This is a genomic window from Ruegeria sp. BHSC037 (assembly GCF_059613045.1).
Genome location: NZ_JBXWRT010000012.1, coordinates 33,971 through 50,613, shown reverse-complemented (window position 1 = coordinate 50,613; position 16,643 = coordinate 33,971). Strand labels below are relative to the sequence as shown.

19 protein-coding genes are annotated in these 16,643 nt (G+C 64.2%); 5 read left to right on the top strand and 14 right to left on the bottom strand.

Annotated elements, in window-relative coordinates:
• Positions 1–3: 3 nt before the first annotated feature.
• Complete coding sequence (locus AC2FMN_RS12785; RefSeq protein WP_496688598.1) at positions 4–1,110, top strand: cystathionine gamma-lyase; 1,107 nt, start codon at positions 4–6, stop codon at positions 1,108–1,110.
• Positions 1,111–1,113: 3 nt separating this feature from the next.
• Here the strand turns inward: AC2FMN_RS12785 and AC2FMN_RS12780 are convergent, their stop codons facing one another.
• Positions 1,114–1,497, bottom strand: a complete 384-nt coding sequence (locus AC2FMN_RS12780) for a hypothetical protein (RefSeq protein ID WP_496688597.1) — start codon at positions 1,495–1,497, stop codon at positions 1,114–1,116.
• A 179-nt stretch (positions 1,498–1,676) separates the two neighbouring features.
• Here AC2FMN_RS12780 and AC2FMN_RS12775 point away from each other — a divergent pair, with 179 nt between their 5' ends.
• From AC2FMN_RS12775 to AC2FMN_RS12765, 3 genes are all read left to right on the top strand, one after another.
• Entirely contained in the window at positions 1,677–2,606 is a 930-nt protein-coding gene (locus AC2FMN_RS12775) for a DnaJ C-terminal domain-containing protein (RefSeq protein WP_496688596.1), read from the top strand.
• The gene (locus AC2FMN_RS12770; protein ID WP_496688594.1) at positions 2,603–2,947 is read left to right on the top strand and encodes a hypothetical protein; all 345 of its coding nucleotides are present in this window, start codon (positions 2,603–2,605) and stop codon (positions 2,945–2,947) included. Before AC2FMN_RS12775 ends, AC2FMN_RS12770 begins: the two co-directional genes overlap by 4 nt.
• An 84-nt stretch (positions 2,948–3,031) precedes the next feature.
• Positions 3,032–4,711 carry a U32 family peptidase gene (locus AC2FMN_RS12765; RefSeq protein ID WP_496688593.1) on the top strand — a complete coding sequence of 560 codons (1,680 nt, stop codon included), beginning with the start codon at positions 3,032–3,034 and terminating at the stop codon, positions 4,709–4,711.
• Here AC2FMN_RS12765 and AC2FMN_RS12760 read toward each other — a convergent pair.
• From AC2FMN_RS12760 to AC2FMN_RS12740, 5 genes are all read right to left on the bottom strand, one after another.
• Positions 4,693–5,313: a cytochrome P460 family protein gene (locus AC2FMN_RS12760; RefSeq protein ID WP_496688592.1), complete on the bottom strand. Its 621-nt coding sequence runs from the start codon at positions 5,311–5,313 to the stop codon at positions 4,693–4,695. The genes AC2FMN_RS12765 and AC2FMN_RS12760 overlap by 19 nt on opposite strands.
• 217 nt (positions 5,314–5,530) lie before the next feature.
• Positions 5,531–6,718, bottom strand: a complete 1,188-nt coding sequence (gene rlmN / locus AC2FMN_RS12755) for a dual-specificity RNA methyltransferase RlmN (protein WP_496688591.1) — start codon at positions 6,716–6,718, stop codon at positions 5,531–5,533.
• An 84-nt stretch (positions 6,719–6,802) separates the two neighbouring features.
• Positions 6,803–7,123: a lysozyme inhibitor LprI family protein gene (locus AC2FMN_RS12750; RefSeq protein ID WP_496688590.1), complete on the bottom strand. Its 321-nt coding sequence runs from the start codon at positions 7,121–7,123 to the stop codon at positions 6,803–6,805.
• Positions 7,124–7,262: 139 nt separating this feature from the next.
• Complete coding sequence (locus tag AC2FMN_RS12745; RefSeq protein ID WP_496680700.1) at positions 7,263–7,430, bottom strand: hypothetical protein; 168 nt, start codon at positions 7,428–7,430, stop codon at positions 7,263–7,265.
• Positions 7,431–7,587: 157 nt separating this feature from the next.
• A complete protein-coding gene (locus tag AC2FMN_RS12740) occupies positions 7,588–8,124 on the bottom strand; it encodes an invasion associated locus B family protein (RefSeq protein ID WP_496680697.1) in 537 nt (178 codons plus the stop codon).
• A 179-nt stretch (positions 8,125–8,303) separates the two neighbouring features.
• Here AC2FMN_RS12740 and AC2FMN_RS12735 point away from each other — a divergent pair, with 179 nt between their 5' ends.
• Positions 8,304–9,302 carry an asparaginase gene (locus AC2FMN_RS12735; protein ID WP_496688589.1) on the top strand — a complete coding sequence of 333 codons (999 nt, stop codon included), beginning with the start codon at positions 8,304–8,306 and terminating at the stop codon, positions 9,300–9,302.
• Between the two features lie 3 nt (positions 9,303–9,305).
• On the opposite strand, the gene AC2FMN_RS12730 is transcribed toward AC2FMN_RS12735, so the two are convergent.
• The 8 genes from AC2FMN_RS12730 to hutI form a co-directional block, all read right to left on the bottom strand.
• Positions 9,306–9,626, bottom strand: a complete 321-nt coding sequence (locus AC2FMN_RS12730; RefSeq protein WP_496688587.1) for a YciI family protein — start codon at positions 9,624–9,626, stop codon at positions 9,306–9,308.
• Positions 9,627–9,645: 19 nt separating this feature from the next.
• A complete protein-coding gene (locus AC2FMN_RS12725; protein WP_496688585.1) occupies positions 9,646–10,083 on the bottom strand; it encodes an SRPBCC family protein in 438 nt (145 codons plus the stop codon).
• Positions 10,071–10,400: an ArsR/SmtB family transcription factor gene (locus AC2FMN_RS12720; RefSeq protein WP_496688584.1), complete on the bottom strand. Its 330-nt coding sequence runs from the start codon at positions 10,398–10,400 to the stop codon at positions 10,071–10,073. The genes AC2FMN_RS12725 and AC2FMN_RS12720 overlap by 13 nt, the downstream gene beginning before the upstream one ends.
• A 50-nt stretch (positions 10,401–10,450) precedes the next feature.
• On the bottom strand, positions 10,451–11,329 hold the full coding sequence (gene serB / locus AC2FMN_RS12715; RefSeq protein WP_496688582.1) for a phosphoserine phosphatase SerB: 879 nt from the start codon (positions 11,327–11,329) through the stop codon (positions 10,451–10,453).
• 72 nt (positions 11,330–11,401) lie between these two features.
• Positions 11,402–13,084, bottom strand: coding sequence for a urocanate hydratase (hutU, locus tag AC2FMN_RS12710; RefSeq protein ID WP_496688580.1), 1,683 nt, complete (start codon positions 13,082–13,084; stop codon positions 11,402–11,404).
• Positions 13,081–13,896 (bottom strand): N-formylglutamate deformylase, encoded by an 816-nt coding sequence (gene hutG / locus AC2FMN_RS12705; protein ID WP_496688578.1) that lies wholly within the window; start codon positions 13,894–13,896, stop codon positions 13,081–13,083. Before hutG ends, hutU begins: the two co-directional genes overlap by 4 nt.
• On the bottom strand, positions 13,893–15,431 hold the full coding sequence (gene hutH / locus AC2FMN_RS12700; RefSeq protein WP_496688576.1) for a histidine ammonia-lyase: 1,539 nt from the start codon (positions 15,429–15,431) through the stop codon (positions 13,893–13,895). The genes hutG and hutH overlap by 4 nt, the downstream gene beginning before the upstream one ends.
• Positions 15,428–16,633, bottom strand: a complete 1,206-nt coding sequence (gene hutI, locus AC2FMN_RS12695; protein WP_496688574.1) for an imidazolonepropionase — start codon at positions 16,631–16,633, stop codon at positions 15,428–15,430. The genes hutH and hutI overlap by 4 nt, the downstream gene beginning before the upstream one ends.
• Between the last annotated feature and the right edge of the window lie 10 nt (positions 16,634–16,643).

The following is a 16,643-nucleotide window of genomic DNA, read 5'->3' as shown; positions in this document are numbered from 1 at the left end:
GCGATGGCGCGCCCTCCCAAGACCGGTGAGATGCTGCATCTGCGCGGCAACGCGCTGAGCAAGGGCGAGCCGGTGGCCCTGCCGCTGACCCAAAGCAGCATGTTCCACCTGCCCGGCGCGCCGGACGGGCACCCGACCTACGGCCGGGTTGACAACCCGACCTGGACGCAGGTCGAGCACGTGCTGGCGCATCTCGAAGACGCACCCTGCCTGATCTTTCCGTCCGGCATGGGCGCGATTTCGGCCGCGCTGTTCGCCACCGTGCGGGCGGGGTCGCGCATCCTTATCCCGTCGGACGGGTATTATGTCACCCGCCTGCTGGCCGACCGGTTCCTCGCCAAGCTGGGCGTGTCGGTCGAAGAGCGCCCCACGACCGCATTCGCGCAGGGCGGGTTCGACGGGTTCGATGTGGTTTTCGTCGAAAGCCCGTCCAACCCCGGGCTCGACATGATCGACCTGGCGCAGGTGGCGAGAGACGTGCGCGCCGCGGGTGGCATCACCATCGCCGACAATACGACGCTGACCCCACTGGGACAACGCCCGCTGGACCTGGGTATCGACATCGTCGTCGCCTCGGACACCAAGGCGATGGGCGGGCATTCCGATCTGCTGATGGGCCATGTGGCCGGCCGTGACACCCACATCATGGAACGTGTCGAGGAATGGCGCCGCGTCTCGGGCGCGATCCCCGGACCGCATGAGGCCTGGCTGCTGCATCGCGGGCTGGAGACGCTGGACGTCCGGTTCGATCGCATGTGCAGTTCGGCGCAGGTTCTGGCCGAACGGTTGGCCGATCACCCGAAGGTCAAGCAGATCCGCTATCCCGGCCTTCCGTCGGATCCGTCGCACGATCTGGCCCGCAAACAGACCACGCGGTTCGGCTTTTTGCTAACGATCACGCTGGCCTCCGAGGACCAGGCCGAGCGGTTCATCAATGGCTGCCCGCTGCTGCGCCCGGCCACCTCCTTTGGTGGCGTGCACAGCTCGGCCGAGCGGCGCGCGCGTTGGGGAGATCAGGTCGATCCCGGCTTCGTGCGTCTTTCAATCGGGTGCGAGCCGGTGGATGAGCTGTGGCAGGCTCTGAACGACAGCCTGACTGCGCTGGCTTAGGCCCTATTTCTTGGGCTCGCGCAGTTCGGTGAAGACGTAGATCGGCAGCAGAACCCCGGCGATCAGGGCGCCCAGCCACACCAGCAGCGTCGCCGCCAGCAGGTTCGAGATGCCGCCCACGGTCAGCCCTTCAGTGACCAGATCGGTGACCAGCAGGCCCACGAAGATGACCACCAGCGCGATTCCGCCCTTCAGCGCCGGCACGTTCTTTTCCCCGATCTTCAGGATCAATGGCTCGGCCACGACCTGAACCAAGGTGAACACGATCACAACCACGATGAACGATACCGGTTTGATCGAAAAGCCGGTCAGCAACAGGCTGGCCAGCAACAGACCGATGGCATTGCCCGCCAACAGGGCCAGGGCCGACTTGATTCTGCGTGACATGCGTTTGACTCCATCCGCAACGGTTCGAAACATGCGGATAGTATCAGGATGCCGGAATTTTTCGAGAGAATTCAATCTCCTCGGTATTCGGCCTTGTTGAAATTCCATGACACGACACAATCTGAAGGGTTAACTGCCAACAACATCCACTGGCGAAACCAATCAGAAACGAGAGATACATGAGCGACGATCCATATTCGGTTTTGGGCGTCTCGAAAGACGCCAGTGCTGCCGAAATCAAAAAAGCCTACCGGCGCATCGCCAAAGACTGCCACCCCGACCTCAAGCCCGGCGACGCCAATGCCGAGGCCAGATTCAAGGCCGCCGCAGCCGCCTATGACCTGCTGAAGGACCCCGAAACCCGGGCCAAGTTCGACAGGGGCGAAATCGACGCCTCGGGCCAGGAACGCCCGCAGCAGCAATACTACCGCGAATATGCCGAAACCGCGGGCAACCCCTATCGCTCGGGCGGCGGGGTCGAGGACGACGACATGTCCGACATCTTTGCCCAATTCTTCGGCAACCGTGGCAACGGTGGCTTCAGCGGTGGGCGTGCGCGCGAGTTTCATGCGCCTGGTCACAACGTGAACTACAGCCTGCAGATCAGTTTCCTGGATGCCGTCTTTGGCGCCATGCAAAAGCTGACCCTGCCCGATGGCGACCGGATCGAGGTGAAGATCCCCGCCGGCATCACAGACGGCCAGACCATCCGCCTGCGCGGCAAGGGCGCGCCGGGCTATGGCGAGGGGCCACCGGGTGACGCGCTGGTCACGATCCGCGTGGCTGAACACCCGGTATTCAAGCGCGAGGGTGACGACATCCGCATCACCCTGCCGATCACCATCGACGAGGCCGTTCTGGGCGGCAAGGTCCCCGCGCCCACGATCGACGGCCGGGTGAACGTGACCGTGCCCGAGGGCACCAGTAGCGGCAAGACCCTGCGTCTGCGGGGCAAGGGCGTCAGGAAACGCGGCTCGGACAAACGCGGCGACCAGCTGATCGAGCTGAGCGTGGTGATGCCCGACAAGATCGACGACGAACTGAAGCAGTTCATCCAGAACTGGCGCAATTCGCACAGCTATGACCCGCGGAAAGGAATGCCGGCATGACCCGTTCTCTGACCGAAGCCGAACTGATCGAAGCCGTCCAGAACCTGACCTCGGAGCGGTTGTCCCGTTTCCTGTCCGCCCGGATCGTGATCCCGCGCCAGTCCGACCAGGGGCTGGTCTACGAGCGGCTGGACATGGCGCGCCTGCAACTGGCCTGCGAGCTGGACGACCAGTACGAGATGGAGCCCGACGCCCTGTCGATGGTGCTGTCGCTGATCGACCAGATGCACGGTCTGCGGGCGGAACTGCGCGAGGTGCTGCGCGCCATCGACGCCCAACCCGACCCGGTGCGCAACCAGTTGGTCGAACGGATCGGAACAGCGCGGTTCCGTCGCAGCTAGGACCTGTCTGCAAGGTAGGTTTGCCCTTCTGAACTCGATGGTTTTGCCTTAGAAGGCGCCATCGATTCAGAACCGGGTGCTGCGATGACACGGACCAAGTCGGAATTGCTGATGCCTGCGGGCAATCTGCGCAAGCTGAAACTGGCCGTCCTGTACGGGGCGGATGCGGTGTATCTGGGCACGCCCGACATGTCCCTGCGCACCAAGTCCGAGTTTTCGCTGGACGAGGTGATCGAAGGGGTCGAGTTCTGCCACGCGCATAGCCGGCGCGCCTATCTGACGCTGAACCTGTTCTCGCACAACAAGGACATCCCCAAGCTGGACGAATACATCGACACCGTGCGCAAGGTGCGGCCCGACGGGTTGATCATCGCCGACCCCGGCGTGTTCCAGTACGTGCGCGAACGCGCGCCGGAACTGCCGCTGCATATCTCGACCCAGGCCAATATCTGTTCGTGGCTGTCGGTGAAGTTCTGGCAGGATCAGGGCGCGGAACTGGTGGTGCTGGCGCGCGAGGTCTCGTACCCCGAACTGGTCGAGATCCGCGAGAAATGCCCCGACATCCGGCTCGAGGCCTTCGTGCACGGTGCAATGTGCATGACCTATTCGGGCCGCTGCCTGCTGTCGAACTTCATGGCCGAGCGCGGCGCCAACCAGGGCAACTGCGCCAATTCCTGCCGCTGGAACTATGCGCTGAAGCTGCGCCTGAAGGACGGCACCCATCAGGAACTGCGGATCACCGAGGAAAACGCCGACCTGTTCGAATTCCTGCTGGAAGAAGGCTGCCGCCCGGGTGAACTGATGCCGATCGAAGAGGATGATCGCGGCTCGTACATCCTCAATTCGCGCGATCTGTGCATCATGCCCAAGCTGGACGAATACCTGAAGATCGGTGTGGACAGCCTCAAGGTCGAGGGACGCGGCAAGTCGGAATATTACGCCGCCATCGTCGCCCGCGCCTATCGCATGGCGATCGACGATTGCTATGCCGACCCCAAGAACTGGGACCCGAAACCCTACATGCGCGAGTTGGAGACCGTGGGAAACCGCGGCTATACGCTGGCCTTTCACGAGGGGCGGCTGACCAATTACGCGCATGATTACGAGCACACCGCGACCATCGCCCAATGGGAATATGCCGGGCTGGTGACCGACGTGACCGAGGATGCGTTCCTGGTCGAGGTGAAGAACAAGCTCGAACCCGGCGACGTGCTGGATTTCGTCTCGCCCATATCGCGCGAGACGGTCCTGCTGCGCGTCTACGAGTTCGAACGCGCCAGCGACGGAGCCAAGCTGGACGTGGTGCATGGCAGCACGAAAACCGTGATCCGTCTGCCGTTTTCGCTGTTCGATCACGAAGACCCCGACGACCTTCGCGCCCGCTTCCCCGTATATTCGGTCCTGCGCAAGGAACGCGCCCTGACCGACGAGCACTGGAGTCGCATCCGCTTTGACAAGCTGGTGCAGGGGTTGGAAACCTCGGGGCGCGACAATCCCGCCGCCTATGCCCGCCGCCGGGACGAGCTGGTGGCGAAGATTGGCCAAGACGGCACCGCGCGCCGGTTCAAGACCAACCGCGTGGGCACCGAGGGCTGCTGCGGCAAGGGCTGCAACGGCTGCTTGATCTTCTGGCAGGATGACAAATACGCCTTGGCGCGCGAGGTTCTGTCGAAACGCAAGCAGGGTGAACAGCTCAGCCGGCGCGAGGCCGCCGCCCTGAAACTGCCAGGCGACGCGGCCCGCGTTCAGTTGCCCACACGGTAATCCTTGGGCACGAAGAACGTATAGTCGCGGTCAGCGACCGCTTCGTGGCAGACATGGCAATAGGCAACCGCCCCCGCGCGATCCCCCATCGTGTCGCCGAACAGCGACCCGTCGGGCATCACCATGACATAGCGCCAGTCGGCGGTGTCGGGGCTGGTGCCTTCTGGCAGTTTCTCCATCACGAACAGGGCGCCGGGATGCACCCGGCCCTCATCCGTGACGGTCATGCTGTCCTTGGCCAAGACCGAGCCCACGGGCAAATCTTCCCCCGGTTGCAACGTGCCATAATTGTGGGCCATCCGGTTGGCATAGCTGTTGACGTAGCGCTGCCCATGCGTGGCCGACAGGTACGGTGCGTCGTTGAACAGCGGCCACTGCTGATAGTTCATCAGTTGATCCAGATGCGCGGTGGCATATCCGCGATCCATCTGTTTCTTCAGGGCGCGATAATGCTGCTGCGCGTCCTCTTTGCTCAGCTCCGCCGGGTTCTCGATCGCCAGATGCGCCTCGGTCTCGTTGGATTGCGCCCATGAAATGGCGGCGCCCGATGCCACAAACGCGGCGGTCATGCAGATCGTTGACAGTTTCGTCAGTGCGTTCATGTATTGGCCCACCCTGTTCAAGGCTTGCCTGAATTCCGCAGATTTCCCCGACAAATAGGAGCGGACTGGTCGAAACGCACCAGAAAACGGACTGTCCAACTCACCGTCTTGTGCGCAGTTTTCACGTGCGCGCAACAGCGCACGTCTCATGGCTCAAGACTACCAAATCCGGCGATAAAATTACAGACCATTTGCCCGCGAACCCGCGGGCGTCGAATCAACCTTTCAGCCCGGCCTCGGCCTCGATCTGGCGGCGCGATTTGCGGGCGCGCTCGGTGGCCGATTTCAACTGACCGCAGGCGGCCATGATGTCGTCACCCCGCGTCTTGCGGATGGGCGAGGCGTACCCGGCCTGATAGATGATGTTGGCAAAGGCCCGGATCCGGTTGTTCGAGCTGCGCTTGTAGGGCGCGCCCGGCCATTCGTTGAACGGGATCAGGTTGATCTTGGCCGGAATGTTGTGGCGCTTGATATGGTCGATCAGGCGATGGGCGTCCTCGTCGCTGTCGTTCACGCCGTCCAGCATCACGTATTCAAAGGTGATCCGCTCGGAATTCGACGCGTTGGGATAGCTAGCCAGAGCCTGCAGCAGTTCCTCGATGTTCCAGCGCTTGTTGATCGGCACCAGAACGTCGCGCACCTCGTCTGTGGTGGCGTGGAACGAGATCGCCAGCAAGCAACCGATCTCTTCCGCCGTGCGGACGATCTCGGGAACCACGCCCGAGGTCGACAGGGTGATACGCCGGCGCGACAGAGAAATGCCCTCGGGGTCCATCGCGATCTTCATCGCGTCGCGGACGTTTTCGAAATTGTAAAGCGGCTCGCCCATGCCCATCAGCACGATGTTCGACAGCAGGCGCGTCTCGTTCTTGGGCGCGCCCGGGGTGGGCCATTCGTCCAGATCGTCGCGCGCCATCATCACCTGACCGATGATCTCGGCGGCAGTCAGGTTGCGCACCAGCTTCTGCGTTCCGGTGTGGCAGAACGAACAGGTCAGCGTGCAGCCCACCTGCGAAGAGATGCACAACGTGCCGCGATCCTCTTCGGGGATGTAGACGACCTCGACCTCGTGCCCACCGGCGATGCGCACGAGGTACTTGCGGGTGCCGTCGGACGAGATCTTGCGGGTAACGACCTCGGGGATTTCGATCACGAAATGCTCGGCCAGCTGCGCGCGATAGGCCTTGGCCAGATTGGTCATCTGGTCAAAGTCGCGCACACCCCATTGATAGATCCACTGCCAGATTTGGTTCACCCGCATCTTGGCCTGCTTTTCCGGGGTGCCGTGTTCGATCAGAACCTCGCGCAGCCGGTCGCGGGTCAGACCGACAAGGTTGATCTTTCCCTCGGGCAGTTTGCGGGGAATGGTCACGACATCCTGGGTGATCGGCGCTTTGGCGGTCATGGTGGTTCTCGGGCGTTCTGGCTTGGGATGCGCCTCTATATAGGAACGCCGGCAAAGATCAAAAGGATTCGTGCAACCCGGGTGTCAGTTCACGTACCGCAGCAGTTCGGTCACCCGGGTCCGCCCCAGCTCGACCCGGCACGAGGTGATCGCGATACCCGTTCCCGATCCACCACCATAGGACGCACCCACCGCCTCGCATTGCGCGTCGCGATAGGCCTGCCACGCGGTCTGAGAGGCCTCAAGCGCAGGCAGCGCGACGGTGCGCCCGGTGACCTCGTCCAGTTCCTTCGCAGCATCGGCCGCGAGACCGAAGGCCTGCACCAAAGCGGCCTCGACATTTGTTTCGGCCTGACCGACGCAGGCGCCGATCTCAACCTGCGATCCGGCATCGATGCATTCCAATGCGGGGTCCGCGAAAACCGATGCCGGCACACATATCACTGCCCAAACCCAACGCATGGCTAACCCTTTCATCGCTGTGCACTGAAACGAACGTTAGCACGGCAGAAGGGTTTGGGCACGATTCATGCGTCCGTTGCTATTACAGCCCCGCCGGCGGGATGTAACAATCCTCGGCGTCCAGTTTCTTGACCGGATCGTTCGGGCCGCACTGCTCACCCGTGACCGGATAGGTGTCGGCGGATTTCTCGCAGGCGCTCAGAACGGCGGCGGCAGCGACCAGAAGAACAAGGAATGGTTTGGTGGTCATGGCGTGGCTCCTTTGGTTTGAACTGAACCGGATTGTTCAGGTTCAAGCCGCTTCGGCCTTGATACGGATCAAATCGAGCCGGCGACGTAGCGGAAACCTGCACCGAAAAAAGCTCCGCCGGATGGGCGGAGCTTTCGCATGGAGCCAAGAACGGTTCTTACTGCTGGGTGCAGCGTTTCTCGGCCTCTTCGATGGCCGCGGTGAAGCCCAGCAGCGAAAAGGTGTCCTTGGTCTGGGTTCCGCGCGCCGACCGGGCGGTCAGAACGGCTTCGGTGCCGCGTTTCATCGCGGTCACGATCTTGGCGTCATCCGCGGCGCTGGCCGGCCACGCCCATTCGCCTTCGGTGAACAGCTCGAATTCGTTGTCGTCGATCTTCAGGTTGACGGTCGATCCCGGCGCAAACGGGTATCCGCCGGTAAAGGTGACCTGCCCTTTGACCTCGGCATTCGGACGGTAGAACACGAACAGCAGAATGTCGCTGCGCCGCACCGACACGACCCGCCCGCCGCGGGTATTCACCGTTTCCTTGGGCGCCGAGACGCTCCAGCATTCGGTCGGATCGTCCTCGACGAAGACGCTCCAGTCGGTCTTTGCCGCCACCCGGTTCGTGCTTGTCGCCTGCTGGGCGATTGCGGTCGTGGCCATCCCCGCCACGCAAAGGCCCGCGATCACGCGGACGAGCTTCGATCTCATCTGTTCAGCCTCCTGGCTCGACCCACACCTCAACTCCACCCCGGATGGCCGCGAACCCTGACGGTCCGTCTGTTGCAGTTGCGCATCCGGATGATTGCCGACATACACACACTAACGCAGGTTTCGCCACAGGCGAAAGGGCGATTGGCAGAATTTTGCGCACATTCCGGAGGGACGACATGACGCAACCCGTACCGATGACCGAACTATGGCGCGGACCGCTGTTGGAGAGCCTTCATCTGGGCCATGCGGTGATCTGCGACGACAGCGGTCAGATCGTGCGCAGCTGGGGCGATCCGAATGCGGTGATCTATCCGCGGTCGTCAGCCAAGATGATCCAGGCGCTGCCGCTGGTCACCTCGGGCGCGGCGGCCAAATACGGGCTGGGCTCCGAGCACCTAGCACTGGCCTGCGCCTCGCACAATGGCGCGGCGATCCATACCGAGCGCGTGACCGCCTGGCTGGATCACTTGGGCCTGTCCGAGCCTGATCTGCGCTGCGGCCCGCAGGAGCCGGCCGACATGGCCGCGCGCGACGGCTTGATCCTGGCCGATGACACGCCCTGCCAGATCCACAACAACTGCTCGGGCAAGCATTGCGGGTTCCTTACCCTGGCCCGGCACATGGGGGCAGGCCCCGAATATATCGAGATCGACCACCCCGTGCAGCAGGCCTGCCTGTCGGCTTTCGAAGAGACCACGGGCGAGGATAGCCCATGCTACGGGATCGACGGCTGCTCGGCGCCCAATTTCGCCACTTCGCTGGTGGGGCTGGCACGGTCGATGGCGTGGTTTGCCTCGGCCGGCGACCGGTCGGACCGGGCCAGCGATGCGGCCCTGCAATTGACCCGGGCGATGGTCGCCCACCCCGAGCTGGTGGCCGGGGAAACCCGCGCCTGCACCGAACTGATGCGCGCGATGAACGGGCGTGCCGCGATCAAGACCGGGGCCGAGGCCGTATTTGTCGCGATCATCCCGGAAAAGAAGATGGGCGTGGCGTTGAAGATCACCGATGGCGCCACCCGTGCCAGCGAATGCGCGATCGCCGCCATTCTCGCCAGCCTCGGCGTGCTCGAAGCCGATCACCCGGCCACGCGCAAATTCATGAACGCCACGCAATACAGCCGCCGCGGGCTGGAATGCGGCGTGATCCGCCCCGCGCCGGGTTTCCCCGGGTAAGGGTCACATCTCGATCTCGTGGATCTCGGCCACCTCGACCGAGCCCGAGCCGTTGACCACCATGGGGCAGCCCTTGGCCATCTCGGTGGCGGCTTCGATGCTGTCGGCCTTGACGACGGTAAAGCCCGAGACCGGGTTCGGCCCGCCATTATCGGCCACGCCATCGGCGCTGACGGTATGGGACTGGCCCACCGGGTTGCCGGGGATTTCCAGCGCCGGCCCCATGTTCTGGAACCACGCGCCCCAAGCGGCCATGGCGGCTTCGATCTCGGCCGGGTCCGTCGGCGTGGTGCCACCGTGATAGACAAACAGGTACTGAGGCATTTTCTGGTCTCCCTTTTGGTCAGACAGGGTTGGCAAGCCGGGCTTCCAGCTTGCGCAGCGACGAGGTCCAGCCGCTTTCATGATTGGCCGAGACGTCGTCATCGCCCAGATCGCGGTGATCGAGGATCAGGCGCGCCCCGGTGCCGGTCGGCTCGACCGTCAGCGTTACATGGCTCTCGGCGCCGCGTTGGTCCTGGTCGTCATGCCAGCCCCATGTGAACCCGACCGAGTTCGGCGGGTCCACATGGGTCACATCCCCGGACACCTTGAACCGCTGCCCGTCCCCATTGACCATGACCGAATACCACGGACCAAGGCGCGAGAAATCCAGGTCGTGCTCCGGCACCTCGACCCCTTCAGGGCCCCACCACTGCAACAATCTGGTTCCGTCGCTGATCCAGACGAACAGGGTTTCGGCGCTGACCGGAAAGTCGCGCACCAGCTTCAGGTCGGCCATGAGGGGTCCTCCTGCAGAATGTCGCCCAGGCGGTCCAGGCTGGCCTCCCAGAACTGGCGTTTCGAGATGGTCCATTCGGCAATCGCCCGCAGCCCCTCGGGGCGGATCGAATAGATCCGCTGGGTGCCGTTGACGCGCTGGCTCACCAGCCCGGCCTGCCGCAAAACCTTCAGGTGCCGGGAAATGGCGGCGCCGGACATACCCTTGCCCCGGGCAAGGTCGCCTGCGGGCAGTTCGCCCTGATCCATCAGTTGTTCAACGATCGTGAATCGGGTCGGGTCGGACAGGGCCGAAAAGGTATCGAGCAGCGTGTTCATACCCATTGTTTAACACGAATGTTAAACAATGAAAACCCGAAACCGTCGGATCAGCCCTGCGCAAAATCCGATCGGGCATATCCCTGCAGGTACAGCAGCGCGGTCAGGTCGCCATGGTTGATGCGCACGTCACACTGCGCGGCGACCGAGGGTTTGGCGTGCAAGGCCACCCCCGTCCCGGCACGCTCCAGCATGCCCAGATCATTCGCCCCGTCGCCCACGGCGATCACCTCGGCCTCGGAAATGTTCAGCCGGGCCGAGATCTGTTCCAGCGCCTCAACCTTGGCCTGACGGCCCAGGATCGGGCGCTGCACGTCGCCTGTCAGCTTGCCGTCCGCCGCCAGCAGCGTGTTGGCGCGGTTCTCGTCAAAACCCAGCAGCTCGGCCACGCGGGCCGTGAACGCGGTGAACCCGCCCGAGACCAGCGCGGCATAGCCGCCATTGGCCCGCATCGTAGCAACCAGTTCTCGGCCGCCCGGCATCAGGGTGATGCGTTGGTTCAGCACCCGGTCGATCACCGACACGTCCAGCCCCTTCAGCAGGCCCACCCGCTCGGTCAGCGCGCCTTCGAAATCCAGTTCGCCATTCATGGCGCGGGCAGTGATGTCCTTGACCCGCTCGCCCACCCCGGCCTCGTCGGCCAGTTCGTCGATGCATTCCTGCTGGATCATCGTGCTGTCCATGTCGGCCAACAGCATCTTCTTGCGGCGGCCCTCGGCCAGCTGCACCGCCAGATCGACGCCCAGTTTCTGCAGGTCGGCCCAGACATCCCAGCGGTTGGCTGGAACCGCCGGCAGGGCGAATTCGGCCGCTTCGTCGGGGCTCAGCCACTGGATGTCGCCCCCACCCCAGGCATTGCGCAACGCGTCGATCAGCGCCCCGTCCAGCGACGGCGTCTTGGGGTTGGTCAACAGGGTGGCAACGTACATCTTGATCCTCCGGCAGCCTGCCCTGCGCATATCGCAGGCGCAGCATTTCCGCCAGAGGCCAATTCCGCGCCGCTAACCCAGAATGCCCGGCAGGCGCAGCCCGTGTTCGCGGGCGCAGTCCTTGGCGATGTCATAACCCGCATCCGCATGGCGCCACACGCCCGAGGCCGGGTCGTTCCACAACACCCGCTCCAGCCGCCGCGCGGCGTCCTCGGTGCCGTCGGCGCAGATCACCACGCCCGCGTGCTGGCTGAAGCCCATGCCAACCCCGCCGCCGTGATGCAGCGACACCCAGGTCGCGCCGCTGGCGGTGTTGATCAATGCGTTCAGCAGCGGCCAGTCCGACACGGCGTCGGACCCATCCAGCATCGCCTCGGTCTCGCGGTTTGGGCTGGCGACCGAGCCGCTGTCTAGGTGATCTCGGCCGATGACGACCGGTGCGCTCAGCTCTCCATTCGCGACCATCTCGTTGAAGGCCAGCCCGGCCCGGTGCCGGTCGCCCAGCCCGATCCAGCAGATCCGCGCGGGCAGACCCTGAAACGCGATCCGGTCACGGGCCATGTCCAGCCAACGATGCAGATGCTCGTTCTCGGGGAACAGCTCCTTCATCTTGGCATCGGTCTTGTAAATATCCTCGGGGTCGCCCGATAGAGCGCACCAGCGGAACGGGCCGATGCCACGGCAAAACAGCGGGCGGATATAGGCCGGGACGAAACCGGGAAAGGCAAAGGCGCTCTCAAGCCCCTCGTCCTGCGCCACCTGCCGGATGTTGTTGCCGTAGTCCAGCGTCGGCACGCCCGCGTTCCAGAAATCGACCATCGCCGCGACATGCTGCTTCATCGAGGCGCGCGCGGCCTTTTCCACTGCTTTAGGGTCTGTTTCCCGCTTTTCGCGCCACTGCGCCAGAGTCCAGCCCAGCGGCAGATACCCGTTGATCGGGTCGTGGGCGCTGGTCTGGTCGGTCACGATGTCGGGGCGCATCCCGCCCGCGGCCATGCGGCGGTAAATCTCGGGGAAGATCTCGGCCGCATTGCCCAGCAGACCCACGGATTTCGCCTCGCCCGCCTTGGTCCAGCGGTCGATCATGGCGAGCGCCTCGTCCAGCGTTTCGGCCTTCTCATCCAGGTATTTGGTGCGCAGACGGAAATCGATGCTGTCGGGGTTGCATTCCACCGCCAGACAGCAGGCCCCGGCGAAGACTGCCGCCAGGGGCTGTGCCCCGCCCATGCCGCCCAGCCCACCGGTCAGGATCCATCGCCCGGTCAGGTCGCCGCCATAGTGCTGGCGCCCGGCCTCGGCGAAGGTTTCATAGGTGCCCTGAACGATGCCCTGCGTGCCGATATAGATCCACGACCCGGCCGTCATCTGGCCGTACATCATCAGGCCCTTCCGATCCAATTCGTTGAAATGATCCCAGGTCGCCCAATGCGGCACGAGGTTGGAATTGGCGATCAGAACCCGCGGCGCGTCCTTGTGCGTTCGGATGATCGCCACCGGCTTGCCGGACTGCACGATCAGGGTCTCGTCGGACTCGAGATCCTTCAAACTGGCCACGATAGTGTCGAAATCCTTCCAGGTCCGCGCCGCACGGCCGATGCCGCCATAGACCACCAATTCGTGCGGGTTTTCGGCCACGTCGGGGTGCAGGTTGTTCATCAGCATCCTCAACGGGGCCTCGGTCAGCCAGCTTTTGGCATTCAGGTCCGGCCCGGTCGGTGGAAAGACGTCACGGGTGTTCTTGCGCGGGTCACTCATTTCGGGGCTCCTTTTTCGGCCAGCGCGCCCGACAAGGCCAAGGCACGCAGGCGGTCAAGCATCTCTTGCAGGTGCGGGCGCAGGCGTTCAGTCCGGTCCGCGCGCCAGGTCCAGGGCGGGGTCTCGTCCATATAGGCGCGTTGGGCGATCTCCATCTGGATCACATGTATACCCTTGTCTGGGCGGCCATAGTGCCGGGTGGTCCAGCCGCCCTTGAATCGGCCGTTCAGCACCGCGGTACAGCCCGACGCCTGAGCCACGGCATCCACCGCCTGCGCGACCTCGGGTGCGCAGGTGGTGCCGTCATTGGTGCCCGTGTTGAACACCGGCAACTCTCCGTCGAATAGGAAGGGGATCAGGGACCGGATCGAGTGGCAGTCGAACAGGATCACCACGCCATGCCTGGCCCGCACCCGCTCCAATTCTTCCTGCAACGCGGCGTGATAGGGAGCGTGGAACTTTTCGCGCCTCTCCTCGATTTCATCTTCCGACGGTTCCTGTCCTTCCAGCCATATGGGTTGCCCGTCGAAATCGGTCAGCGGCACCAGGGTCGTCGTGTTCTGCCCCGGATAGAGCGACACGCCCGCCGGATCGCGATTGGCGTCGATCACATAGCGGTGCACGCGGGACTGAACCACCGTCGCATCGCTCAAGAGCCTTTCATAGAGCCTGTTTATGTGCCAATCCGTGTCGGCCAACGCCCGGCCGGTCTGGTTCAGGCGCGCATGGATCTCCTCGGGCACGAAGGTTCCGCCATGCGGTTGGCCCAGCACGATCGGGCTCTGCCCTTGCTGCACCTCGACCACGATCATGCCGTCACCTCCGGGAGCGGTACGCCCAGCGCCTCCAGGATCGCGCCGCTGGCCACAAGATCCTTGGCCTGTTCCAGTTCCGGGGCCAGGTACCGGTCCTCGGCCAAAGGCGGGATGTCGGCGCGCAGCCGCGCAATCACCCGCTGCAAGGGCGCGCTGGTGACTAGCGGGGCGCGGAACTCGACGCCCTGAGCGGCGCAGAGCAGCTCGATCCCCAGAATGTGGTTGAGGTTTTCCACCATACGCGTCAAACGCCGCGCACCGTGGGCGGCCATCGAGACGTGATCTTCCTGGTTGGCCGAGGTGGGCGTGCTGTCGGTGACGCACGGGTTGGCCAGATGCTTGTTTTCGCTCATCAGCGCGGCGGTCGTGACCTCGGCGATCATGAAGCCCGAATTCAGACCCGGGTCGGGGGTTAGGAATGGCGGCAGGTCGAAGCTGAGCGTCGGATCCACCATCAAGGCGATCCGGCGCTGCGCGATGGCACCGATCTCGGACAAGGCCAGTGCGATCATGTCGGCGGCAAACCCCACCGGTTCGGCGTGAAAATTGCCGCCCGAGACGATCATGTCGGGATCGGACAGCACCAGCGGGTTGTCGGTGGCCGCGTTGGCCTCGGTCTGCAAGGTCGCGGCGGCCTGCCGGATCACGTCGATCGCGGCACCGGTGACCTGCGGCTGACAGCGGATGCAATACGGGTCCTGCACGCGACTGTCACCCTCGCGATGGCTTTCACGGATTTCCGAGCCCTGCAACACGGCGCGCATGGCGCTGGCGGCCTCTATCTGGCCGCGATGACCGCGCAGAGCGTGAATCTCGGGTTGAAGCGGCGCGGTGGACCCCATGATGGCATCGGTCGAAACGGCCGAAACGACCAGCGCGTTTTGCGCCGCGCGCCAGCCTTCGAACAGGCCCGCCAAGGCGTAGGCCGTCGAGAACTGGGTGCCGTTGATGAAGGCCAAGCCCTCCTTCGGCCCCAGCTGAACAGGCTCTAACCCAACTTTTTTCAAGGCTTGGGCGCCCGGCATGACCGTACCGTCCAGTTCGGCTTTGCCTTCACCGATGACCACCGCCGTCATGTGGGCCAGCGGCGCCAGATCACCCGAGGCCCCCACCGAGCCCTGCGCCGGGATCACCGGGGTCACGCCTCGGGCGAGCATCTGTTGCAGCAGGTCCACCGGCGCCCACCGCACGCCGGATGCGCCGCGCCCGAAGGACAACAGCTTGAGCGCCATCATCAGGCGCGCCAACCGCCGCGGCACCGCCGGGCCAACCCCGCAGCAATGGCTGAGGATCAGGTTGCGCTGCAGCGCCGAGGTGTCCTTGGCCGCGATCTTTAGGCTGGCCAGCTTACCGAAACCGGTATTAACGCCATAGACGGGTTGATCACCGGCGGCGGCCTCGGCGATGCGGGCGGCGGCGGCCTCGACAGCCGGGCGACAGCAATGATCCAGAACCACCGGCGTTTCGTTCCAGTAGATATCCGCCAGTTGAGTCAGCGAGACCTGCCCCGGAACCAAGGTCAGAGCGCTCATGCCTCCCCTCCGAAAATGCGTGCGTGCAGCGGGTTTAACCCGATCCGATAGGCCAGCTCGGCCGGGTGAGAGACGTCCCACACAGCCAGATCCGCCCGCTGGCCAGGCGCAATCGTACCGGCATCGGCCAGCCCAAGCGCGCGGGCAGCATTGCGGGTGACCCCGGCTAGTGCCTCGGCCGGGGTCATGCCAAACAGGGTGCAGCCCATGTTCATCGACAGCAGCAGCGACGTCAGCGGCGAGGACCCCGGATTGCAATCGGTGGCCAGGGCCATCGGCACCCCGGCCTTGCGGAACAGGTCGATCGGCGGTGCCTGCGTTTCCCGCAGCGTGTAGAACGCGCCGGGCAGCAGAACCGCAGTCGTTCCGGCCTCGGCCATGGCGTCCACCCCTGCGGCGTCCACATATTCGAGATGATCGGCCGACAGGGCGCCGTAGGACGCCGCCAGCCGGGCCCCGCCCAGATTCGACAATTGTTCGGCATGCAGCTTGACCGGCAGCCCCAGCTCACGCGCGGCGTCGAACACCCGCGCGATCTGAGCCGTATCGAAGGCGATTCCCTCGCAGAACCCGTCGACCGCGTCGATCAGCCCCTCGGCATGGGCCGCGCGCAGGGTCGGGATGCAGACCGTGTCGATATAGGAATCCGCGCGCCCGGTGAATTCGGGCGGGATCGCATGCGCGCCCAGAAAGCTGGTCATTACCCGAACCGGGCGCAGCTGCGGGATCTGACGCGCCACGCGCAACATGCGCAGCTCCGCCTCGGGCTCCAGGCCATAACCCGATTTGATCTCGATGCAGGTCACCCCTTCGGCAATGAGGGCATCGACGCTGGGCAAGGCGGTGTCCAGCAACTCCTGCTGGCTGGCCGCGCGAGTGGCCGCCACCGTGGACAGGATACCGCCACCGGCCCGGGCGATATCGGCGTAAGAGGCACCGTTCAGACGCATCTCGAACTCGGCGGCGCGATTGCCGCCAAACACGACATGGGTGTGCGGGTCGATCAGACCCGGCGTGATTAGGCGATCCCGGTAATCAATGACCGGGCCGGCCTGTCGCGCCAAGGGGTCCTGCCAAGATCCCACCCAGTCGATCCGGTCGCCGCCCACCACGATGGCGGCATCCTCGATCAGGCCATAGGGCGACGCGCCCTTGGCCATGGTCGCAACGTGCTGACAGCGGAGGACAGTTTTTTCGGCCATGGCGATTCTT